Source organism: Nitrospira sp. (assembly GCA_037045225.1).
Classification (GTDB): domain Bacteria; phylum Nitrospirota; class Nitrospiria; order Nitrospirales; family Nitrospiraceae; genus Nitrospira_A.
In genome coordinates, this window is the sequence record JBAOHZ010000008.1 from 38497 (window position 1) to 61792 (window position 23296).

At 56.3% G+C, this 23296-nt stretch carries 20 protein-coding genes; 11 read left to right on the forward strand and 9 right to left on the reverse strand.

Annotated elements, in window-relative coordinates:
- Positions 1 to 248 precede the first annotated feature (248 nt).
- The 10 genes from V9G17_00820 (at position 249) to V9G17_00865 (ending at position 13711) form a co-directional block, all read left to right on the forward strand.
- Positions 249 to 2690 (forward strand): VirB4 family type IV secretion/conjugal transfer ATPase, encoded by a 2442-nt coding sequence (locus V9G17_00820; GenBank protein MEI2751116.1) that lies wholly within the window; start codon positions 249 to 251, stop codon positions 2688 to 2690.
- A 268-nt stretch (positions 2691 to 2958) separates the two neighbouring features.
- Positions 2959 to 3999, forward strand: coding sequence for a type IV secretion system protein (locus tag V9G17_00825; protein MEI2751117.1), 1041 nt, complete (start codon positions 2959 to 2961; stop codon positions 3997 to 3999).
- A 16-nt stretch (positions 4000 to 4015) separates the two neighbouring features.
- A complete protein-coding gene (locus V9G17_00830; protein ID MEI2751118.1) occupies positions 4016 to 4732 on the forward strand; it encodes a type IV secretion system protein in 717 nt (238 codons plus the stop codon).
- 30 nt (positions 4733 to 4762) lie between these two features.
- Positions 4763 to 5506, forward strand: a complete 744-nt coding sequence (locus V9G17_00835) for a VirB8/TrbF family protein (GenBank protein MEI2751119.1) — start codon at positions 4763 to 4765, stop codon at positions 5504 to 5506.
- Positions 5507 to 5516: 10 nt separating this feature from the next.
- Positions 5517 to 6431: a TrbG/VirB9 family P-type conjugative transfer protein gene (locus tag V9G17_00840; GenBank protein MEI2751120.1), complete on the forward strand. Its 915-nt coding sequence runs from the start codon at positions 5517 to 5519 to the stop codon at positions 6429 to 6431.
- A gap of 7 nt (positions 6432 to 6438) precedes the next feature.
- Positions 6439 to 7842, forward strand: coding sequence for a type IV secretion system protein VirB10 (gene virB10 / locus V9G17_00845; protein MEI2751121.1), 1404 nt, complete (start codon positions 6439 to 6441; stop codon positions 7840 to 7842).
- The gene (gene virB11, locus V9G17_00850) at positions 7823 to 8932 is read left to right on the forward strand and encodes a P-type DNA transfer ATPase VirB11 (GenBank protein ID MEI2751122.1); all 1110 of its coding nucleotides are present in this window, start codon (positions 7823 to 7825) and stop codon (positions 8930 to 8932) included. The genes virB10 and virB11 overlap by 20 nt, the downstream gene beginning before the upstream one ends.
- Positions 8933 to 8939: 7 nt before the next feature.
- The gene (locus V9G17_00855) at positions 8940 to 11051 is read left to right on the forward strand and encodes a type IV secretory system conjugative DNA transfer family protein (GenBank protein MEI2751123.1); all 2112 of its coding nucleotides are present in this window, start codon (positions 8940 to 8942) and stop codon (positions 11049 to 11051) included.
- Positions 11052 to 12004: 953 nt separating this feature from the next.
- On the forward strand, positions 12005 to 13000 hold the full coding sequence (locus V9G17_00860; GenBank protein MEI2751124.1) for an LPD7 domain-containing protein: 996 nt from the start codon (positions 12005 to 12007) through the stop codon (positions 12998 to 13000).
- Between the two features lie 6 nt (positions 13001 to 13006).
- Positions 13007 to 13711: a TraX family protein gene (locus V9G17_00865; GenBank protein MEI2751125.1), complete on the forward strand. Its 705-nt coding sequence runs from the start codon at positions 13007 to 13009 to the stop codon at positions 13709 to 13711.
- Between the two features lie 422 nt (positions 13712 to 14133).
- On the opposite strand, the gene V9G17_00870 is transcribed toward V9G17_00865, so the two are convergent.
- On the reverse strand, positions 14134 to 14523 hold the full coding sequence (locus tag V9G17_00870) for a hypothetical protein (protein MEI2751126.1): 390 nt from the start codon (positions 14521 to 14523) through the stop codon (positions 14134 to 14136).
- A 378-nt stretch (positions 14524 to 14901) separates the two neighbouring features.
- Here V9G17_00870 and V9G17_00875 point away from each other — a divergent pair, with 378 nt between their 5' ends.
- Positions 14902 to 15195, forward strand: a complete 294-nt coding sequence (locus tag V9G17_00875; GenBank protein ID MEI2751127.1) for a TrbM/KikA/MpfK family conjugal transfer protein — start codon at positions 14902 to 14904, stop codon at positions 15193 to 15195.
- A 541-nt stretch (positions 15196 to 15736) separates the two neighbouring features.
- On the opposite strand, the gene V9G17_00880 is transcribed toward V9G17_00875, so the two are convergent.
- The 8 genes from V9G17_00880 to V9G17_00915 form a co-directional block, all read right to left on the reverse strand.
- Entirely contained in the window at positions 15737 to 16090 is a 354-nt protein-coding gene (locus V9G17_00880; protein MEI2751128.1) for a DMT family protein, read from the reverse strand.
- Between the two features lie 47 nt (positions 16091 to 16137).
- Positions 16138 to 17400 carry an MFS transporter gene (locus V9G17_00885; GenBank protein MEI2751129.1) on the reverse strand — a complete coding sequence of 421 codons (1263 nt, stop codon included), beginning with the start codon at positions 17398 to 17400 and terminating at the stop codon, positions 16138 to 16140.
- 189 nt (positions 17401 to 17589) lie between these two features.
- Positions 17590 to 18327 (reverse strand): hypothetical protein, encoded by a 738-nt coding sequence (locus V9G17_00890; protein MEI2751130.1) that lies wholly within the window; start codon positions 18325 to 18327, stop codon positions 17590 to 17592.
- 331 nt (positions 18328 to 18658) lie between these two features.
- Positions 18659 to 20047: a sigma-54 dependent transcriptional regulator gene (locus V9G17_00895; GenBank protein ID MEI2751131.1), complete on the reverse strand. Its 1389-nt coding sequence runs from the start codon at positions 20045 to 20047 to the stop codon at positions 18659 to 18661.
- Entirely contained in the window at positions 20044 to 21258 is a 1215-nt protein-coding gene (locus tag V9G17_00900) for an ATP-binding protein (protein MEI2751132.1), read from the reverse strand. The genes V9G17_00895 and V9G17_00900 overlap by 4 nt, the downstream gene beginning before the upstream one ends.
- Before the next feature lie 388 nt (positions 21259 to 21646).
- On the reverse strand, positions 21647 to 21874 hold the full coding sequence (locus tag V9G17_00905; GenBank protein ID MEI2751133.1) for a hypothetical protein: 228 nt from the start codon (positions 21872 to 21874) through the stop codon (positions 21647 to 21649).
- Entirely contained in the window at positions 21871 to 22302 is a 432-nt protein-coding gene (locus V9G17_00910; protein MEI2751134.1) for a CHASE3 domain-containing protein, read from the reverse strand. The genes V9G17_00905 and V9G17_00910 overlap by 4 nt, the downstream gene beginning before the upstream one ends.
- A gap of 375 nt (positions 22303 to 22677) precedes the next feature.
- Positions 22678 to 23124 (reverse strand): DMT family transporter, encoded by a 447-nt coding sequence (locus tag V9G17_00915; protein ID MEI2751135.1) that lies wholly within the window; start codon positions 23122 to 23124, stop codon positions 22678 to 22680.
- Positions 23125 to 23296 lie beyond the last annotated feature (172 nt).

Below are 23296 nucleotides of genomic sequence, written 5' to 3' on the forward strand. Positions count from 1 at the left end.
GCTTCTGATACTCATGGCTATTGCGGCCATAGTGACGATGCGCGAGATAACGAAGCAAGATGATCAACGTCTGCGGCAGGTGATGATGCGAGCGCGGATGCGGGTGCGTCACATGGCGAATCGCAGCACGTGGGGTGCGATTTCGTATGGGCCGCTAAGATTTAAAAGGCGGCGGGGCTAAGGAGCATCACGGAATGGGCTGCTGTCTGTTCCAGGCAGAGTGAGCCCAATCCCGCAGGACACACACCATGAGAACTCGCTTAGAAGTCAGTAAAGCGGCCTCGGCTCAGGTTCCGGCCAGTGACTATATTCCGTTGGGCACCCCCATCACGGCCCACGTGGTCAAGCTGTCGAACACGGGCGATTACCTTGCCATCTGGCGATTGGAAGGGATCACGTTTGAAACCGCGGATCGGGCCGAGATTTTGCTGCGGAAAGAAGGGTTGCACAACTTTATTCGCGCGTTAGGAGGTGGGAACTACGCGGTGTGGTCCCATAAGATTCGTCGGGTGGTCACCGAACGGTTATCGGGCAAGTCCCCAAATGCGTTTTGTGAAGAGTTGAACGATCGCTACTATCGGTCCTTCGACAGTCATCGGCAGATGGCCACGGAATTGTATCTGTCGGTAGTGTATCGCCCCTTCCCCTCCAGAGTCCGGAGTTTTTTCACACGATTAAAGGGGCGGAGTCTGCAACAGATTCGCGATCAAGAGACCGAACATCTCGCCATTCTGGAAGATACGGCCTGCCAGCTGGAAGCCAGCTTGAGGCGCTATGAGCCTCAGCGACTCGGTACCTATACGAAACAGGACATCGTCTATTCGGAGATGCTCGCCTTTCTAGGCTATCTCATCAACGGTGTCTGGGAAGAGATCCCCTTTCGTCGCGCACCGTTGACGTCCTACCTCCCAACCTCGCGGCTCCACTTTGGCGATAAAACCGGGATGGTGGAGATCTGGCATCCGAAGGAACGGAAATTCGCGGGGTTTCTGGACATGCAGGAGTATCCTCAGTTTTCCGAGCCGGGAATGAATAACGGCATCCTCTATGGAGAGGACGAGTATATCGAGACGCAGAGCTATTCGATCTACAACAAGCGGGATGCTCTCAAGGCGCTCGACAAACAGAAAGGCCATTTGATCGCGTCAGAAGATGCCGCGACCAGAGAAATTGAGCAAATGGATCAGGCGGCGGAAGACATCCAAAGCGGCCTCATTGATCTGGGGGAGTATCATTATACCATCGCCGTGTTCGGAGCCACGATGAACGCGGTGGCGAAGTCCCTGGCGGAACTCCGGGCCATATTTCAAGATGGATCAGGTTTTAAAATGTCCCCGGTCGATGTGATCCCGGAATGCGCGTGGTACGCCCAGATTCCCGGAAACTGGAGCCTCAGGCCGCGAGAGGCGACGATTACCAGCCGGAATTTTGTCTGTTTGAGCCCCTTTCATAATTTCGCCCGTGGGAAACGAGCCGGCAATCCCTGGGGAGAAGCATTGGCGCTATTCAAAACGCCGAGCGGCCAACCGTATTATTTTAACTTTCATGCGTCCCCCGAAGACAAAGATTCACGGGATGAGAAATATCCTGGCAACACCTTCATTTGTGGCACCACAGGGGTGGGAAAAACCGCCTTAGAAATGGCCTTGCTCTCGTTTGCGACGAAATACCGCGGGCTCCGCTGTGTGTTTTTTGATAAGGATCGGGGCGCCGAGATCGGGATTCGAGCGATGGGCGGCAAATACTTTCCCCTCAAGCGAGGCGCGCCAACAGGGTTTAATCCCTTCCAGCTCGAGCCGACAGCCCACAACCTGCAATTCTGCGAAAAACTGATCCGCCAGTTCATCAAGACTGCGGGACAGGACCTGCCCTTGCTATCGGCGAAGGAGCAGCACGAGATCAGCCATGCCGTGCGAATCGTGATGAGCGAGGCGGTATCACGCGAGGTGCGCTGTCTCTCATTGATCATGCAAAACCTTCCGGCCACCGGTGAGAATAGTGTGAAGGCGCGGCTGAAGAAATGGACGAGGGGGCACCCGCTCGGATGGGCCTTCGACAATCCCTCCGATACACAGGATTTTAGCGGCGCAAGCTTGTTTGGGTACGACTATACAGAATTTCTCGATGATCCCGAGATTCGGACGCCGATCGTGGCGTACCTACTCCATCTGACTGAGAGCCTGATTACGGGCGACCCCTTTGTCTACTTTATGGAGGAGTTCTGGAAACCCCTGCAAGACTCGATGTTCTCGGAGTTTGCCCTCAATAAACAAAAGACGATTCGAAAGCAATCCGGTCTGGGTGTGTTTGTGACTCAATCCCCATCCGACGTCCTCGGGCATCCGATTGGTAAAACCATGGTGGAGCAAAGTGTCACACAGATTTTCTTGCCGAATCCCCGAGCGGATCACGCCGACTATGTTCACGGATTCAAAGTCACCGAATCCGAATATCGGATTATCAAGAATCTGGGAGAGGCCAGCCGCATGTTTTTGGTGAAGCAAGGGCATGGGTCCGCAATTGTCACCTTTGACTTGGGTAGTATGCCAGACATTCTGAATGTCATTTCCGGGACCACAGAGAATGTGGCATTGCTCGATCGGATCCGTGAAGACGTCGGCGATGCGCCGGAGGCCTGGATGCCAGTGCTGCACGAACGAATCGCGGCGCGGCGCGGCCTAATCAAATGACGAACAGCAGGCGAACACGCAGGGCAGGGTTATCGGCTCCAGATGCATCGAGCGAGCAATCCGGGCACAGCGGGGAGACACACCAAAGCCACGAGCCAGAATGGAACGTGGTGGGCCTGGCAACCTCAGCATACCTATGGACAGCCGGGAACGACACCGCACTGGAATGACGAAGTATGCGATGGAAGTAGCTTGGATAGCGGAACAGTCTTCGCCCGTGGGAGCAACTCTAGCAGCTGAGTGGTGAGACGACAGAGCCGAGGGTGCAATGGGTATCGGGACGTTTGTCGAAGGCGCGATCAACACATCACTCACGAATTATGTGACGACCTACAGCAATGCCGTCATTGATGTGCTCACGCCTATTGCGGTCACTGCCGTGGCCACCTATATCCTCTGGACCGGGTTCCAAGTGATGCGAGGGGAGGCACCAGATGCGGTGTCGACTCTTTTATGGAAGTGGTTTCGGATCGCGATGATTTCCGGTCTCGCCTTACATGGACCGGCATATCAAACGATCGTGACAGATGGGTTGGACGGTCTACAAGGCGCCTTTGCCACGGCGTTCGGCGGCGGTCCGACGGTCGGGGCCACCGTCGATCACATGGCCGCGCCCTTCTACAGTCTGATCGAACAACTGTTCACTGACGCCAGCACCAGTCTGTTTCCCAAGTTCGCGTTACTGGTCGCCGGCTCCCTGTGTGCCGTGGCGGCGTTGGCCATGGGGTTTATTTCAATGGGTATTTATCTGGTGGCCAAGGTCTCCCTGGCCGTCCTTCTGGCGCTGGGCCCTGCCTTTATCTTCTGTGCGATGTTTCCCGTGACGCAGCGCTATGCAGAGAGTTGGGTATCGGCCGCGCTCTCTTCTGTCTTTACCAATGTGCTGATCATGGCCACAGTCAGTTTCATGACCAGCATTGTGCACACGGCCTGTACGCAAATACTGGCCGGCTACTCACAGACCTCCATTGTGGTCGACACCTGTGGCCTCCTCTTACTCTCCTTAACCTGTGCCTATGTCTTGACTCACGTTCAATCGTTGGGTGCGGTCTTAGCAGGATCGATTTCATTTGGGAGTGCTGGAGGGGAGAGCGCACTGGTTGCGACCGGAGGGTTACGAAGCCTTGCCCGGGCTGTAGCCATAAAGGGGAATACGCCATCCATGTCAGGGACCCTCATTAACACGTCCGGCGGTCGCTCCAAGAGCGGCCAATCTGGCACGAGTGTGGCTCTCCCGATCCCAACGAGTCCGGCAGGCTCAGATCTCTATCAACGAGGGGTGTTGGAACGATTGCAGCGCTCTACCTAACCGAAGGAGGTCCCGTGTGCGGGTCTTGAAAAAAGCCGTTGCCCTGGGTGCGTTTATCACGCTGGTGATGGTTGGCTTTGTGCCGAGGGCAGAGGCGGGGATACCCGTCATTGATTCGGCCAACCTGGTGCAGTCTGTGATTCAGGCGATTTCCTGGATTCAACAGCTTCAGCAAATGCAGCAGCAAATTACGCAAGCGCAGTCCCAAATTGATGCCATCACGGGTTCCCGGAATATGGCGAGCCTGTTTAACAACCTCGCATTGGCTGGCGTGGTGCCCTCGGATGTGAACGCGGTCTATGGGGCGATTCGCAGTGGGGGGATCAATGGCTTGACGACGGCGGCGCAAATTATTCGCAACAATCGCATGATTTATAACTGTGAGGGGCGAACCGGCGATGCCCTTCGAATCTGCCAAAACATTCTCAACCAAACCCCCCAATCCCAAGCGTACTACGCGAACACCTTTCGCATGTTGGAAGGCCGCCTGAATCAAATCCGCTCACTCACCAACAGCATCGATAGCACCGCCGACGAGAAAGCCTCGTTAGATCTTCAGTCGCGAATCGCCGGAGAGCAGGCACTGGTTCAGAACGATACCAATCGTATTATGACGATGCACGCCATGGCCGAAGCGGAAGAGAAGGCAGCGGAACAGGAACATCATGAACGAACCTTGCATATGTTAGCTCCGGGCACGCCTCGGGGCATCGACAGACTGACCTACCCATAGACAGAGACACCGATAAGGACGGCGAAGACCATGGCAGACGCAAGCCCTGTGAAGAGTGGCGATGAGCGACAATTTTACGAGCAGAGCCGTGATTGGGAAATAGATCGAAGCCTCCGTCTCAAGCAGTCCGAACGACGGGCCTGGTGGGTAGCCGGGCTGGCCTGCCTGTTGGCCTGTGGGTTGGGGATCGGGCTGGCCTGTCTTGCTCCACTGAAATCCACCATTCCGTATGTGTTCGCGGTCGATCGGGCGACTGGAAACGTGGAGTTTGTCAGCGCGGCGGATGATCGCACCGTGATGGGGTATCAAGAATTACTCGATAAGCACTGGACTCAGAAATATGTCCTCGCGCGGGAGTCCTACTACTTCCGGCTGCTCCAGGCAGATTACGACACGGTGTTATCCATGAGTGCTGACGAGGTGGGGCGGGACTACGCGAAGATCTATGATGGGCCACACGCGCGCGACAAGAAATTCGGTGCGGGGATGGAAGTGAAGGTCAAGGTCCTGAGTGTGACGTTACACGCCGATGCTGTCGGATTAAAGGCCACCGTGCGGTTTGAAAAGACAGCCAAGCATACGGAAGCCGAGACTGTAGGCTCGCCCCAGTATTTCATCGCCACACTGGCCTATGAATATCGTATGTCGATGAAGGGCCAGGAAAAGGATCTGATTCAGAACCCGCTGGGCTACAAAGTGACGAGCTACAGAGTAGACGATGAAATTGGTACGGTCAGCCCGGCGGGCGCCCTGGCTCTGATGGAACGCCCCTAGAAAGGTCATCATGAACGGAAAACTCAGGCGGATGGTCAGGTGTCTGATCCTTGCATTGGGGCTGGCGAATGTAGGGGTCTCCGCGGCGGAAATTCCAGAGCCTGGCGGACTCGATCAACGAGTGCGTTATGTGACGTACAAACAGGATGATGTCACCACCGTGCACGTGCGCCGCGGCGTGATCACGCGCGTCGTCCTCGGGGAAGATGAAAAAATCGTCGTGGCCGCGACGGGATTTTTGGGTGATTGTGCGAAGTCAGAAGCGGAATGGTGTATCAGGGCCGACGTGGGAACGAATCAAGTGTGGGTGAAGCCGAAGGACAACGCGACGCATAACAATCTCGAAATTCGGACGGATAAGCGGGACTACAGCCTGGAGTTTCATGTCCTTGCGGACACCAAGCTGGGACGGTCGCGCAGGCCAGCCGATGGCCACGACATCGAGGAGGCTATGTATCGGGTGATCTTCCGCCATCCGATCCCCTTCCCGAACCCACAGACCGTCATGGCTCTCACCGCCAGTCTGGACCACACTCAGCAAGCGCGTGACAATCAACAAATTGTGGCCGATCGCCTCGCAGCCTTTACGCCGGAGCCACAGAATTGGGCCTATTCGATGGAAGTCCTGACCGGCGCGGATGAAATCGCTCCCGCGCTGGTGTTCGACGATGGACGGTTTACCTACTTTTCATTCCCATCTAACCGTGACATTCCAGCTATTTTTTACATCTCTCCGGCCGGGGAAGAAACCCGCCTCAATTTTCACATGGAGAAGGAACTGGCCGTGGTCCAGCGGACGGGTCGGCGCTTTGTCTTGCGGCTGGGGCAGGCGGTCGTGGGCCTGTGGAATGACGCGTACGATATGACCGGCGTCCCTCCCACCAATGGCGTGACGGTGTCGGGTGTCAGTCGCGTAGTGCGTTGAGGGAGGCATGATGGAACAGAACGTGGCGACAGACGGGAGCGGCGAGCTAGGGATTGTCTCCGTCAATCATCGAGCTGGTGCGCTGGGCCATAGGGCTGCAAAACTCGGGTTCCTCGTGGTGGTGGGGTTGGTCCTTATGATCGGCCTCCTGATGGCCCTGAACAAATGGACCGCTCATCGAACCGCCGAAGCCGAGAAAGAGGAGCACGCGGCGAAGGTCGAGAATAAACCCGCCCAGGTGGGGCCGAAACGTGTGTTCGACTCGGATCCCGTGTATCAGCCTCACAAAGCTTCCTCCTCAATGGGCAAGGGTCAGGCTCACCCGGCGTCCCTCACCTCTCGGATGGTCGTTTCAGGGATGGAGAATGGTCAGATTGAAAGTGGGCAGTCGATGCCTTATGGAACTGGAAGAGATGGGGGGAAGCAACCGGGATCACGACGGCAGAGCCGATTTGGGGGAGAGGCGATCCTGGCCAGCACCCATGCTCCGACTGGACCAGCCACACAGCACCTCCAAACCACCGGACCAGAGGCCGCACTTTCATTAGTGCGCGATCTGCTCGGCAATCCTCGCGGAGTTGGGTCGCTGGATCAAGCCCTAATCGGCGGGGCGCAAGCGATTGGCCTGAACCTTCCGGAGACGGACTTGTCCAGTTCGACGTCCGATCCTGGACAGCCCGGGCAGGGAGGTAGCGTTGGGATGCCACTCATGGGTCTCAGGCCTGCGGGACTGCCGCTCCCCCCGAGCCCTGCGCCCAGCGGCGCCGGCGCAATCGGGGGATTACTCACTCCCTCCTCCACACCGATGGTTCAAGCGGGCATGGTAGGAGACCGAAATATGCTGCTTCCAAAAGGAAGAAGCATTGATTGCGCGTTAACCATCCGTCTCGTCAATGAGGTGGCCGGCATGGCGACCTGCGTGCTCAGTTCTGATGTCTATAGCGATAACGGCCGGGTGGTGCTCCTTGATCGTGGCTCCGAAGCGGTAGGCGAATACTCCGCGACGATGGCACAGGGACAACGTCGGCTGTTCCTGTTATGGACGCGGGTGAAGACACCGAATGGAGTGGTCATCAATCTCAACTCACCGGCCGCCGATGAATTGGGCACCTCCGGGCTTGCCGGCTATGTGGACAATCACTGGTGGGACCGTTTAGGGGCAGGATTTCTTCTCTCGGTCGTGCAGGATGCCATTGGATTTGCGACCGCGCAAGCCGCTGGCGGCGGCGGACAAGGGCAACTCTCGATCTATCAAAATTCTGCCACGACGGGCAATCGAATGGCAGAGCTTGTGTTGCAATCGACCATCAACATGAAGCCGACACTTTACAAACACCAGGGCGATCGGGCGACGATCTTCGTGGCCCGTGACTTGGACTTTGGAACGGTCTATGCACTCCGTGCCGAGTAATGTCCTCGCGCACGATACCATGGTGCGCGAATTGTTGCGTCCATTGCTCAGATTTCTCTCGCGGCCTGAGGCCACAGAAATTGTGATCAATCGTCCCGGAGAGGTCTATATCGAGGTGGGCGCGGCTTGGGCACGGTGTGATGCGCCGGACTTGACGTTGGGCCAACTCATGGCCCTCGCGACCGCCATTGCCACTTACACTGAGCAAGAGGTCGGACCACACAAACCAATACTGTCGGCCATGCTTCCCGATGGAGAGCGCGTTCAGATTGTGCTCCCGCCGGCCGTCGAATTGGGGACCGTCTCATTCTCGATACGTCGACCCAGCGCCAGGATCAAGTCCCTGGACGAGTACGAGAATGAACAGGCGTTCCATCGCTATGTCTGGGCGCGCTCCAGTGACCTGGATGGACGTATAGGTGATCTCGACGTGGTGGAACGCAGCTTGGTGGACTGTCTGGACTCGAAACGTCTGGGGGCATTCCTTCACCAAGCTGTACGGGCGAAAAAGAACATTGCCGTGGTGGGGGAGACCGGCTCTGGCAAAACCACGCTGATGAAATCCCTCTGTCAGTCCATTCCTACCGATGAACGCCTGATGACGATTGAGGACGTGCGCGAACTGTTTTTGCCGAATCATGGGAATCGAGTCCATCTCCTGTACTCGAAAGGTGGTCTAGGCGTGGCGAAAGTGACCCCAGCGGATCTCATCGCGTCGAATATGCGGATGAAGCCGGATCGAGTCTTGTTAGCTGAGTTGCGAGGAGGGGAAGCCTTCGATTTCCTGAAGTTGCTGACCACGGGACACAGCGGCTCGATCACGTCCTATCATGCCGAGTCTTGCGCCTTGGCGGCAGAGCGCTATGTCTTTATGTGCAAGGAACATGAGCAAGCCGCCATTTATGATGCAGCGTCCCTCAAGCGCCTCGTGTCCTTGACGATCGATGTGATCGTACACGTCGTCGCGCACAACCACTATGACGTCCACGGCCAACCGACTCATAAAGAACGCTACGTCGCGGAAGTCCATTACGACCCCATCGCGAAGCTCATGGCTCGGTTCGGAGCCGCCACGGTGGTACGGGCATGAGGGTCCAATGCGACTGAATCTGATGGCCACGGTACTCGCGGCGCTCCTATACATCCCGGTGGGCCTTGTGGGTGCTGATTGCCTCGCCGGGGCGATGTTCGATGTGACGAACAAACGTGTCCCGGCAGAGGTGTCCTTACAGAGGTGGCCGGATGCCTGGCGGGCCTATCGCGATGATGCGACCCAACGCAAGCGTCTGCAACTCTCAGCCGGGCTTAGCCTCTTTATGGTGTTCGGTATTCCCGGCGTGCTGGTGATGACTCTGAAGAATGCCGCCATCCCATTACACGGTGCCGCGCGATTTGCCAGTCCGGCGGAAATTGCCCGGGCCGGATTGTACGGAGACCGCGGAGTGATCATCGGGAAGCAAGGCTCTCGATATTTGATCTATGGCGGTCAAGAATTTGTCCTGCTGGCCGCGCCAACTCGATCGGGAAAAGGGGTCAGTGTCGTCCTGCCGAACTTGCTCAACTATAACGATTCGGTGGTGGTGCTCGATATCAAAATGGAGAACTTCGCATACACATCGAAGTTTCGACAGATGCACGGCCACGCGGTGTTTCTCTTTAACCCGTTCGGCACGGATAATCGAAGCCATCGCTGGAATCCGCTCGATGCGGTGCATCGCACGTCTCACCTCCGCGTGGGTGAAATCCAGGCGATCGGGCATGTGCTGTACCCGACAGAGCATGTCAAAGATGCGTTTTGGAATGAGTCCGCGAGAAATTTGTTCCTCGGTCTATGCCTGTACCTCCTCGAAACACCGACGCTGCCTTGTAGCTTGGGGGAATTACTCCGACAAGCGTCCGGGAAGGGCCAACCCATCAAGGACTATGTGAATGGGCTGATGAACAAGCGTGGCCTGGGTCATGCGCCGTTGAGCAATGAGTGTACCGAAGCCTTGCAACGCTTCTGTACCACGAGCGACAACACGATGGCCGGCATCCTGGCGACCTTTACGGCTCCCCTCACCATATTCAGTAACCCCATTGTGGATGCGGCGACCAGCGCGACGGACATTGACCTGAGCGCGGTACGGAAGCGCCGCATGGCTATCTATGTAGGCATTCCAGCCAATCGTCTGAGCGATGCGGCCCTATTGGTGAATCTCTTCTTCTCGCAACTCATTCATTACAACACGATTGATCTCCCCGCGACCGATCCCGCGCTGAAGCACCAATGTCTGCTGTTCCTCGATGAGTTTCCGGCCATCGGACGCGTCGATATTCTGGCGAAGAGTGTGGGGTTTATCGCGGGTTATAACATCCGGCTTTTTCCCATCATCCAGAGCTTGTCCCAATTGGAATCGATCTACGGAGAGAAGGATGCGCGCACCTTGGTCACGAACCACGCCTGCCAAGTGATGTTTGCGCCCCGCGAGCAACAAGACGCACAGGAGTATTCGCACATGTTAGGCACCTACACCGCTAAAGCCGTTTCCACGGGCATGAGCTACCCGAAAGCCTGGGGCCATACAGGCCACGGCTCCACAAGCTCTAATGTATCCGACCACGCGCGGCCCCTCATGTTGCCACAGGAATTGAAGGAGTTGGGGCAGACGCGGCAAATTATCAACCTCATCAACACGAAACCCATCCTTTGCAATAAAGCCTTCTTTTACCTCGATCCGATCTTGGTGAATCGCTTGAAAACGGTGAGCCCATTTCTCGCCAGCTTAGGCCGCAGATTGCCCACACAGAGCGAGTTCGAGACTGCCGCGTTTGTGCGTAAGGATCTCTCAGCAGACATTCCTTTCCTCGATGTGGATCTCCACATGGCCAAGGTGGAACGGCGCGTTCGTCCACTGACCGCGAACGAACCGCTAGACCTCACCAAGCTCACGATCGACACAGGGTTATTGCCGCCCGTGGTTCACCGTCCACCGAAAGTCGAAGACGTCACCCAACTGGTCGATGCATTTTTTGCGCAGTTAGAGTGGACGGAGCCGGATGCTTGCACCGTCCCAGGCGATCCGAGCATCGCGAATGGCCGTCCACTGAATTGTCCGCGAGTAGAGGACCGTCCAACGGATGAGAGCCTAGTCGCACAGTTAGCGCCTCTGCGCGCCGTCCGTGATTCATCTGGGCTGGAACGAGAGGGCTCAGGGAGGAACCTATGAAATCGTGGCGCGTTCAAGGTCTGATCCTTTACCTCGCGAGTGCGTTGTGCGTCGCCTGTGCGCCGAAGCCGGTTGTTCCATCAGGCGAGTCTCGGATCCCGGTCAATTCAGAGGAAGTGATCAGCCAATACAGGGAACGGGTAAAGGGTGATCACCGGGATCGAGTGGAGCGAAGTAGCCTCGCACGTCAAGTAGACGCGCTTACGAAACAAGTTCAGGAATTAAAAGCCTACGTGACACTGTTACAACTTCAACAACAGGAATCGGATAAAGGCCGTGTCCGCCAGGTGCAGCCTGTGGGTGTCGGCAGTCCACCGTTTCTGAGTCAAGCCGCTGATAAGACGGCCACGAAAGACAAGGCAGTGACGGTATCCCTGCCCGTATTTCCGCTCTCGACGGCGCCAATCAATGCGTCTGTGGTGCCCATGATCGCGATGGAAGCGGTTCCCACCGATACATGCGGGCCGCGACCAGGGGCTGCGAATTTCGAGGGGTGGATCGACCTCACCTCCGATTACCTAAATCGTAGCGCTGATGGCCGGGCCGACCATGGACCCTGCCGGTCTGTCACACGTGGTAGTGCTCCGAGCTTTGGAACAGGAGTGTGGTGTTCCGGTAGCTGCCAAGCTCAATGAGGGGCAAGAGATGATCATATACAACAGCAGGGTTGTTTGCCGAGACTCGTGGCTAGACGTTGACGAATACCGAAGGCCAGATGCTCCCGATCGGCGAATGCTTCGCCATCCATGCGCCGGCCGCGGGCCGGTGAATAACTCGATGTGTTGACGGTGAGTCATGGCTATCAAACTCGATAGTGTATATGGCCCAAGAGAGCATCAGGAGAACGTCCGATGAACGAATTGCGGGAGCGAAAGACTCGAGAGAGGGGCAGCGTGAATGAAATTGTTCTACCTGGGGAGGACCCACGAGACACCGTACCACCTGAACCGTTCATGAATCAGAGCACAGCCGCCGCCGAATCGTTGCGGCGACGCTTCCTTAAAGCCGACAACAAATTTTACTTTCGTGCTGGCCATGGTGAAGCCGCGAAAGTGGCATTTTCTGATCATGGGGAACGCCTGACAACGGATCAGAATGATCACACCGTGATCCACGGCATGATGCTCCGGGCCCAAGAAAAAGGGTGGACCTCCCTCCGAGTGAAAGGGTCGGAAGGATTCAAGGTGGAGGTCTGGATTCAAGCCACCATTGCGAGCATTGAGGTAGAGGGATACAACCCGCGTGAGATTGATCGAGCGCGACTGAACGAACGCAAGGGAGAAACACTTACGAAACAACAAAAGAGTTCGTTTGGAGAGAGGGCACCTCGCGACCGTTCGACCATTCCTGTTGAAAAAAGTCCGACCACACTGACTGCCTCACAGAATGTGGCAATCACTACTCTTCAGGCTATTTTGCGCGAACGGGGTGACTCGGCCGCGATGATTGCGGCTGCGGTGGAGGAAGCGACCGCGCGGCTGCACGGCGAACGACTCGTGGTCGGCACAATCGTAGAACATGGCCCTGCTCGGTACGGTCATGACGAACAGGCCCCCCAAAGCTATTTCGTCACCGTGGAGACGGCAAAAGGAGAACAAACCGTGTGGGGCGTAAATCTGGCGCGAGCGATTGAGCGAAGCGACGCCAAAATAGGCCAGGCGGTCGCCCTCATCCAACGAGCGAATGAGAGGGTGACCGTCCAGTCTCCGGTGAAGAACGAGGCCGGGGAGGTAGTGGGCATGGGGCCCCATGCTGTACGGCGTAATGTGTGGGAAGTCCTCAATCTCCAGACCCTAGGCGTCAAAGCTCGCGACACGATCACGTCCGCCGTGAGGACGACGACCCATGAACCAGTGGTGCAGGTCTTTGATCGCACGGCGGCCCACACCGATCACGTCCCCAATGAGACGCGAATGCGTGAACAGGAGCGCATCAGGATAGAACGGTAATCGAGTATGCCTGTCTGGACGTTGCCTCATGTAGAGTTGTCGGACGGTGCGGTGGAAGCCATGAAGTGGCTCGGACTCATTCTGATGACGGCGGACCATGTGCAGAAATACGGCATGATGCCGGTCGTGGCGGGGGTTTATGAGGCAGGACGATTGGCCATGCCGCTCTTTGGAATCGTGCTGGCCTACAACCTTGCTCGAGTTCGGAGCCACGATCCTGCCGTCTACGTCCGAGTACTGACTCGTCTTCTTTTCTGTGGCGTGATCGCATCAGTCCCGTTCATCGCCTTAGGAGGACTCGGGTTTGGCTGGTGGCCGCTCAACTGCATGGGGACGCTCGCTGTCGCTGTCTGCATCATGTCCGTGATCGAGTCACGTCGGCCGTTCTGGAAAACCAGAGCGGCGGCGGTGTTTCTTCTGGGTGGCGCCATGGTTGAATTTTGGTGGCCGGGAATCGCGCTCTGTGTAGGCGCATGGTTGTACTGGAAGCATCCGACTTGGGGGGCGCTCCTATTGTGGCTGGCGGGCACAGCCAGCCTCACGCTGATCAATGGCAATTGGTGGGCCTGCGCGTCGTTTGTGGTCCTCGCCGGAATGGCCTATGGCGTTACGCTCGAGATTCCGAGAGCATCACGCTTTTTCTATATCTATTATCCCGCACACCTTGCGGTCCTCCTGTTGCTGGGGTTCAGAATTCAGAACCACTCATGAAACATTATGGCACGACATCCAGACATCCTATCAATCGACGTTGTAATCGTTGAGCGAAGCGAGCGACATGCTTCGGCCTCTCGCGTTTCATCGTGCAACTGGGTTCGAACTGGATTCATCGAGTCCAGGATTGGCGGACCCTGCCATGACAATTGTGGCGATTGACTTGGGGCGCATCCAACTGCGGACTTCCGGACACCAGTTCTGGCACTGCCTCGAGCTTTCAGGTGACCGTCACGCTCGTATTCTCGCACTGGTAGACGGAGAAACCGGTCTGATATGCGGCAACGACGGACACGTGTGTGAAGGAGTGGCTCGTGCTCGATACAGCGATGCGCGTGAACCATTGAGCACGTCATGATGTGCGATAGCTGTGAAGGAAGACTGATCCCTTGCCGGTCAAGGACAAGCACAGAGGTCAGTCAAGGACGAGGAAGATGAGAAAAGCTACGATACAGCGCATCGACAATCCCCCAAGCAAATGCGATCGTAGCCAGCAAAAAGCACAGGCCAATGACGAACAGGGGGATAGTGATAAACACGAATTCAAGCAACCTGATCGAGACGTCGTAGACGAGGCGAATACCTCTCACGGCGCCGATGCAGATGCGGGCGATCATATAGGACAACCGAGCGACCACGAACACCGCCACGAGCCCGGATCGCACCAGGCTATGCCCCGCGCGGATCAGTCCCTGTGTCATCTGCGGCTGCGTACGAACCCAGGTCGAGTGTCGTGGGGCGGCGATGTGTTTCACCACATAATTAGCCTCATAGATGTGAATCGTAAACGGGCTGACGGGTCTCTTCATAAAACCTCCAAAACATATGGCCGTTGCTCTCTCGCCACACGTGGAGAGCGAAGGCCACTATGATTGGAGGGTATGCGCCGATGGCCGATGAGTCGAGCGCTCACCGTGACGAGCCCGAGCACGTGCCGGGCTGTGCCGGCACAGCGGCGGCCACGGCGTGGTGCTCGAACGCGAGGCCATGGCACAGAGACATCAGCCCAGCAGCATACTTGTGTCGTCCTAGGGGTCAGACAATCCAGCAGGCCTCACGTCGTGTGGCGGCCAATGGTAGAACCGCTCACCGAGCGGGTGCCTCTTGTGGGGCGAGACCGTCGATACAAACCGGCACAGCAGGAGGAAGAAGCAGGGTCAGAAAGGAAAAAAGGTGAGGATATGACAATGAAAACGACAAAGACCATGTTGTTGGCATTGGCACTGATGGTATTGGCGCAAACATTGATGACACCGCCAGCCCAGGCGCAAGTCCTGACAGGCGATCAGCGCCTTGCATGCGAAGCGCTGCTGTGCTTAGCGGCGGGTGCGAATGCCCCACGGGAGTGCTCTAACGCCTTGGCAAAGTATGCGGCGTTGCAGGCACAGACGGCATTGCAAACACTCGCCTTGCGAAAAAACTTCCTGCAATTGTGTCCGAAGCGTAATGCTCTCGGAGCATGGGAAGGAGAACGACGTTGAAGTGCTAACGTGGTGGTGGCGGGAGAGCGTCAAATCTGAGCCATCTCTTGAAGTTCGCGTACAAGCGTTCCAGTTAATATTGTTTATACGTGTAAATGCCTATGAGAGCCACATTCCGATGCCAGATCGCACGATAGGAAGTCGCCCTGCTTCATAGCATCCACTCGACGCCAGCCCTTCCGGGCTAAGCACCGGTCAAGTTCCTGTTGCCCAGGCATGGGCCGATCCATTCTCGCTCCCCGAGGAGACAGACATTCATACCGGTCCCAGTGAAGCTCCTCCTGCGTTCCGCCTGGTTTGGTGTACTGAACTTCAGGAGCGCAGCCCACGAAGCCGAGCACAGCAAGTGATACAAGAAGCTTTCTGCTATGAGCAGTAGCCATGGGTCCTGCTACAGGATAATGGTCTTCACCGCACGATTGAGAGACTCCATTCTAGCAAGCATCCTGCATACAGGTGGGTAAAATGGCCTCTTGATTTATTTGCCAACGATAAAGCCACCAACATACATCAAGTTCGCAGGGAATGCCGCGAGTCTCACCTACCATTCCAGTCCATAATGCTCTTGAAAGACCACCCAGGACGCTACACCCAGTAATAAGAATCCTGCAAGATGTTTGGGCTTCAGCCCTTCGCCCAGATACAGCTGGGCGAAGATGATGAACACCGTCAACGTGATCACCTCTTGAAGAACCTTGAGCTGATAGGCGGAGAGCAGCTGATATCCAATCCGATTCGCGGGCACTTGCAAGCAGTACTCAAAGAATGCCACGCCCCAACTCGCGACAATCGCAAGCCACATCGGGTTATTCATAAACCGGAGATGGCCGTACCATGCCAGGGTCATAAATATGTTCGAGCAAACAAGAAGAAGAATGGTGAGGGCATATGTCATCGCTGTCGTCTCCTGTGTCTGAGAAAGAGGACAAATACGCCAGTAGTTTATATGGCAGAGACGCTTGTCATGCCTCTGCGAACACGTTCGGTTTCCGTCGCGTCTTTCGTCTCGGGCATTGTTACATAAAAGAGACTGAAAGCGGCTAACGCCACGGCGGCGAGCGCCAGAAAGGCCGCATCATAACTCCACAAATGCACCACGTAGCCTGCCGCGACATTGCTGAGTGCGGCACCAATACTTTGCGCGGTCGCAATGGCCCCTAGGGCGAGATTGTACCGGCCGGTTCCTTTCGTGAGATCGGCGACGACCGTCACCCACAGTACTCCAAAAATCCCGGCTCCGATCCCATCCAGGAGCTGAACCAGCACGATAAAGATCGGGTCATGGCTGAACACATACAGACATCCGCGAATGGGGAGGATGGCAAACCCGATCAAGAAAATCGGTTTCCGGCCCACGCGGTCGGCGAAAGTGCCGGCCAGGGCCGCGACCGGAATCATCACGAGTTGCGCCGCAATAATGCAGGCCGACATATACAAAGACGCGCCCGTGGCTTTGCCTTCAGAGAGGAGTTGTCCTGCTAGGGGCAGCATCGCCGCATTGGCGAAGTGAAAGAGAGTAACCGCGACCGCAAACACCACTAATTCGCGTCTGGCAAACACCGCTCGGATCCCTGAGACCGCGTCACCCCCTCTATCCGCTTCTGTGGCCTCCGCTCTGGCCAGCCGGTGATCGATATCTTCTTCCTTGATCAACAATGCGGACACGATGCTGGCCACAGCTATCGCCGCCACGAGGTAGAAGATCCACTGTCGACCGAGGAGATAGCCGGCCGAGCCGGCCAAAAGAGCCGCTCCCACATTCCCCGCATGATTAAATGCTTCGTTGCGGCCCATCCGCCTGGCGAACCGCTTAGGCCCCACCATGCCGAGGGTAATAGTAGCGATGGCGGGAGGAAAGATCGCCGCGGCTACACCGTTGAGCGCCTGGGCGGCGAGAATAAATCCAAAAGAAGGGAAGACGGTCATCGCGGTGCAACTGATGCCGACCAGGAGTGCCGCCGCGACGACCAGGAGGCGTTTATGTGTGAACCAGTCAAGCAGCGCGCCACAGGGGGTCTGCGCGGCCACGGTGGCGACCCCCATGGCCGACATGGCGATCCCAATGCTGGCCGCATCCCAGTGATGCGTCGCCAACAGATAGATTGCGAGGTACGGGCCCACGCCGTCGCGTACATCGGCCAAGAATACATTGAGATAGTCGAGAGCCCGGAGACTCTGTGCGCTAGCCCCAATGTTGCTATTCATTCAATCGTTCCTTTGTCTTACGGTGCTGGGTCTAGGTCAAGCTCTCTCGGAAGTTGCGCACAGGCTTACCAGTATGATCGAGTGATCCCTGACTCATCAGGTCGAAAGATTGTAGGACTCTGACCCCTCTGTCCACACGCTAGCCGTGGCGCATGCACCACGGCTAGTTCGCATCCTGTCAATTGATTCTCAACGCCGACCACCGGGACCCGGATCGCTCATAAGAGTCATTGGTTTGCCTGGGGCACCAATGGAGCTCGCTTCGATCACTCGCCCATACTCGTTTTCTACGCCGTATCCAACGACACTGATTGGTTGCCCCACTTGAAGAAGGCTCCTAAGTTGATACGCGGCGTGGGGCGGAACACGAACGATGCTACGATCCTCAAGCACCGCTCCATTCACTTCACCCCTGGGTCCATAGAGTAGAATGCGCACGATGCCGTCAGCATGCCGTTCGACCATGGACCAGTCCCTGACCGACGGTGGGAGGAGCGGCCGATCAAGTATGCCAGGCTCTCGATCCATAACGGATCGACCGGTCTGCGTATTCGTAATGACGTTCGCCCGTACGACCGGTCCCCCTCCGCTCCGATATCCCTGAATGCTCACCGAATCCTCAGGCTTGACCGTGCCCACCAACTCAGTCGCCATGTGCGGTGGGAAATGCACCTGAGTGCCATCACTGAGAAGCAGCCCATCCACCTCGCCATGTGGATTCATCATGTACTGGGTCACTGTGCCTTGTATGAGCGGGTTGGGCTGCCCGAATCCCGTAGATGCACCGGGAGTTGGAGCCGACGGAGCAGGCACTGGAGTCGGAAGTGGCGGTGGCGTCGGTTGTGCCTGTGCACTGGCGAACGCTAACGCCATGGTCGCAACGAGCACGGGGCCAGTGAACATGGTGTGCTGCATAATGGGTTTCATGGAAAACCTCCTCTAGAATGTAGGTAGCTCTGGAACGCCTGATGCCTTCTCAAAAGGTCCAGTGTGAACCCTTTGTACAGAAGGGACTGAGCAAGTCGCGGACCAAGGCAAGAGCAACGCGACCGCAGAGACATGCAATCCCTGTAAATTGGAAGAGCCACTGCCGCATGATCATGGAAACCATTGCTGCCAATAGGATTGCGACAGAATCGAGGCACTAGGCTGTACCGCAGGAATGAGGCTACGCCTAGAGACTATTTCTTGCGATAAACGAGGCAAGGAACGTGAGTTGAGCAGAATTCCCCCATCAGTGAGGAACTTCCACCCAAGGCTAGCGGGTCAGCCCGTATTGCAGGATCTTGTCGAAGAGCTGTCGGCGACTGATTCCTAACAGATGCGCGGCCTTGGTACGATTCCACTTCGTTTCTTCTAGAGCTTGGTGGATCACACGTCGTTCAGTCTCAGCAAGAATCTCCTTGAGAGAGAGAGGGGCGGAGGCGCAGGTGGCTGAGGGGGTTGCGGCCAGCAATGCCGTCGCATACAAATCTTCAGGTAGGACTAATCGTCCTCGTGCAATGATCGCTGCACGAGCCAGAACATTCTGCATCTCACGAATATTGCCTGCCCATGGATGTTCGTAAAGCAATGCGAGCGCCTCGGGCGAAATCGCGAGCTGTGGCCATCGATACTTTCGACCCAATAAACGGATTGTCTGTTCCGCCAGCAGGGGGATGTCGTCGCGACGATCCCGAAGAGGCGGCAGCAGAATGCTGACCACGTTCAAGCGGTAGTACAGGTCTTGCCGAAATCGATTTAGTCCAACCAAGTCCGCCAAGTCACGGTTGGTGGCGGCGATCACCCGGACATCTACCACCACGGTACGATTGCCGCCAACTCGTTCAAACTGATTGAATTGCAGCACGCGCAGCAATTTGGCCTGTAAATCGAGGTGTAACTCTCCAATCTCATCAAGAAATAGCGTCCCGCCGTGTGCCTGCTCAAATCGGCCCATGCGCGAGCCCACCGCTCCGGTAAACGCTCCACGCTCATGACCGAACAACTCGCTCTCCAAAAGGGTGGGGCTCAGCGCTGCACAATTCACCTTGATAAGTGGACCGCCGGCTCGGCTCGAATTCCGATGGAGGGCATTCGCCACAAGCTCTTTGCCTGTGCCTGTTTCTCCCAAGATCAGTACCGGTTCCTGTGTGCAGGCAACCTTTCCGATGGTCTTAAATATCCCCATCATCGCTGGACTACGCCCGACCAGTTCCTCTTCAGCTGAGCTGGAAGTGATTCCGTCACTCTCCGCACTTAGTGCCTGGACCTGGGCGACAAGAGCGGATTGCGTCAGGGCTCGTTTCACGGCAAACAAGACTTCGTCGAGGTCGAAGGGTTTCGTAATGTAGTCATAGGCGCCGAGTTTCATGGCCTCGATCGCGGCCTGGCTCCCCCCCATTGCCGTAATGACAATTACTGGTACGTCCTCCGTGCGATCCTGATGGTCGCGTAAAATGTCGAGGCCAGATCGGCCCGGCATTTTCAGGTCGAGTAAGACTAATGCGATCCTCTCATCCTCCAGCATCGTTGCAGCCTGCAGGCCGTCGGCTGCTTCAATGACGGTATAGCCAGCGGCTTCGAGCAAGACACGGAGATTCGTCCGGATGAGGGCCTCATCATCTGCGACCCCAATCGTTGTGCGAGGTCTTACGCCGCCGGTCATTGGTCACTTTCTCGCTTCGCTATTGGCAACACGATTCGAAAGGTAGCGCCTAAACGCTCTTCCGTCACCAAGTCTATCCGCCCATCATGCTGTTGAATAATTTCCCGGCATAACGCGAGGCCCAGCCCCGTTCCATGAGATCGGGTCGTAAAGAACGGTTCGAAAAGATGTTTTTGATCTTCAGCTGATACTCCGATTCCAGTATCGGATAGAGAGATTTCGACCACTCGTTCTTCTTGAAGATAACGACTGCGGCATTTTAGACACCCACCGTCCGGCATCGCCTGTAGCGCATTGGTCGCCAAGTTGAGAAACACTTGCCTGAGCGCCTCGCCAGATCCCAAGACAGGGGGTAGTCCGGATTGCAACTGGAGGTCCAGAGCTACCTGCTGCTCGCTCGCCTGTGCCTCCAGCAATGTGAAGGTTGCCTCGAGAATCTGATTGACATCCACAGATTGCCGCTCGGCACGATCCACCCGTGAAAAATACAAAAGTCGGCTCAGAATGTTGTTCAAACGATCGACCGCCTGGATCACCGCTTCCATCGACTCATTGGTCTTGGCTGTCTCAGGCATTCGGCCCCAGAGCTGAATGGTCGAACGAATGCCAGCTAACGGGTTTCTAATCTCATGGGCAACACCGGCCAACAATTTGCCAAGTGTAGCCAATTGCTCAGAGCGACGAAGTTCATTGCGTAGTCTGTCCTGCATGATTCGTTGACGCGTGAGTGATCGTACGAGTGAAATCATGAGCAATAGTGACAATGTCATGCCAACCAGCGCCAGCGTCAAGGACACCTGATAGCGCCGGACTTCAGCATGTAATTGCTCCGGCCCTGTCAATCGAAACATGACCCAGGTCGTCGCAAGAGCGGGGCGACTGGAGCCAATCGCCTCGGTGACAACAGCCACGCGGCTCGGCCCAACATCGCGGACACTGAACAACGGCTCTGTCGATGCTTCAGCGAGGCTTTGCCGAGCCTGGACTTGAATATACGGTGCCTCAAGCGGTGGTGGATCGTTTCGGGAAAGTCCTGGATGGGGATGGGCGTTGCCGGTCGCATACCCACTGAAGCGGTCAATCGTGCCGGCCAAATAGAATCCCCCTTCTACACCGGGAAAATCCGCCACGACACCTGTGGCAATCCCGCGCAGGGCCACACCTATTTTTTCAAATGGGTCAGCCCCGCCATGAGCGAGAGATGTGACCATAGGGTCCGCTGACTTGGCCATTCGATGACTAGCCTCGCGCAGCACAGTGCGCACGCGGAGTTCCTGCCCTGGCAATAAAGCGCTCGTAAATGCGTTCCATACTAAGACTCCGAGAGATCCAAGAAATAGCACGAGCACGAAGGCAACTTGTATCCGCATCCCCAGGGGCCACGACAAGCGCACCGTCTCCCTCCGCATGGCGTATAAGCGCCCAATATTTTGAGTGCAAGCCAATCAGCGTTCCATGAATTGAACAAGGCAAGATGCATGCGACATCATCGTCCTCAGTTAAAGAAGTGCGCGGGTGGCCAGCATGCGGTGTGCCTGTGTCAGTAATGTGTCCTTGTCCTTATAGGCCTCTCGGGACTTTCTCGTTGACCGGGAGTGTTTACGCTTGTGTCTGTCGCGTCGGCCATCTCTGAACAAGGAACGCAATGGCGAGGCGTGTGACGATCGACAACGCTGCGCCGAGGAAAACGACAATGACTATATTGCGCTCATCAACTGAGACGCGAGCCGTGCGCGCCGCCAGGAGCACCCTCTCGGTCTCACTCATCTTCGCGACGATCCTGCGAATCGTATCCATCACCACCTTACCGTTTTCGGCGACGATCATCGATCGAGCTGCGTCGAACCCCTGAGATGTCGCAGGGCGATGGTCGCACCGAGCTCGTCAAGCTTTTTCTCTAGAGAGGCCTCAAGGGTTGCGACCTGGTCCATCTGATTCGGACTGTCCGTCACCAGTAGGCGTAACGCCACGAGTGAGCGGGGCACCGTCTGAAGGGCGGACCGATAGGGATCCAAATACGCCGGTTCCCCGGTAATGACGAATCCTCGTTGCCCAGTCTCCGCATCCTCAATCACAATAAACAGGTCATTGATGGTTGCAATGACCTGGTAGGTATGCACAACCAGCTCTCTGTTCTCGCGGAGAATGCCGTTGTATCGATATGAGAGATAACTACCAAATAAAAGGACAACCAGGAATGGAACCATGCTGATGAAGACCACCCGTGTAATGACCCGCGGGATCCATTGAATCATTGTGTTCGTATCTCCAAAAGGATCGACAATAGGAGAGAACTCCGACAGTAGAGCACAACCCGCACTCAGATGTGTAGAAAGGAACGACATCTCGGTGACGAAAGCACCGCTGCGAAGGACCTAGCAACATCCCTGCATCGTCAATCAGATGGGGTTGTATTGTTCTGGGCTAACCGCATCTTCGATAGGAGTCTTCCGAGCCAGTTCTTTGTTGGCCAATCCTCAGCACGGCAGCGGTGGAAGGGGAAGCCGCCGATGCCTCGCTTACCATTGGAGCCTATACTGCTCTCAGAATACAATCCGGCCGCCACGCCTAAGACATGAAGGCGACCAAGATAATGATCTTCATAACTATCTGGCCCATGTTACGTTCCTTCAGTATTTTGCGATGAGCGCAATCCCGCCAATCATGAGTACAACTCCCACTACACGCCAATGGTTGATCTCGTGCACCGGCATATGGAACCAGCCATAGTGGTCCAGCAAGAGGGACATGACCAGAGCTGTGGTCACGGTGAAACCGATAAAAGGTCCCGCTCCGATTTTTTGCACAAGCGTGAGCCCGGCATAGACCTGAACGGCTCCGACCAGGCCGCACAAGGGAGCCCACCACGGCATCCTTGCGAGGCCTTCGCTACTCGGAAGTGGGTTTGGAAACATTGCAAAAATGCATAAGAAGAAAGCAGTGATCAGCGCGAAGGACACGGCACTTGCGAGCCACTTGTTTTCCAAAGACTGAAAGAGCTGGGCATTCATCGCAGCGCCGCAGGTCTGCAGCGCCCCTCCCACAATGATGAAAGGGTAAATCCAGAAAGAGTTCATTTCTCCTCCTTACACCACCTCTGTGGCGGCAATGGCGGCAAAACCTTGAGAAGACCTCAGTGCGCCACGCACCTCCGCGAGCAGTGAGCTCTGAAAAAACCTCATGTCTCTCAGAAGGTCCCGCTTGAGCCGTTTGTACAGAAGGACTGAGCAAGTCGCGGACCAGCAGGCA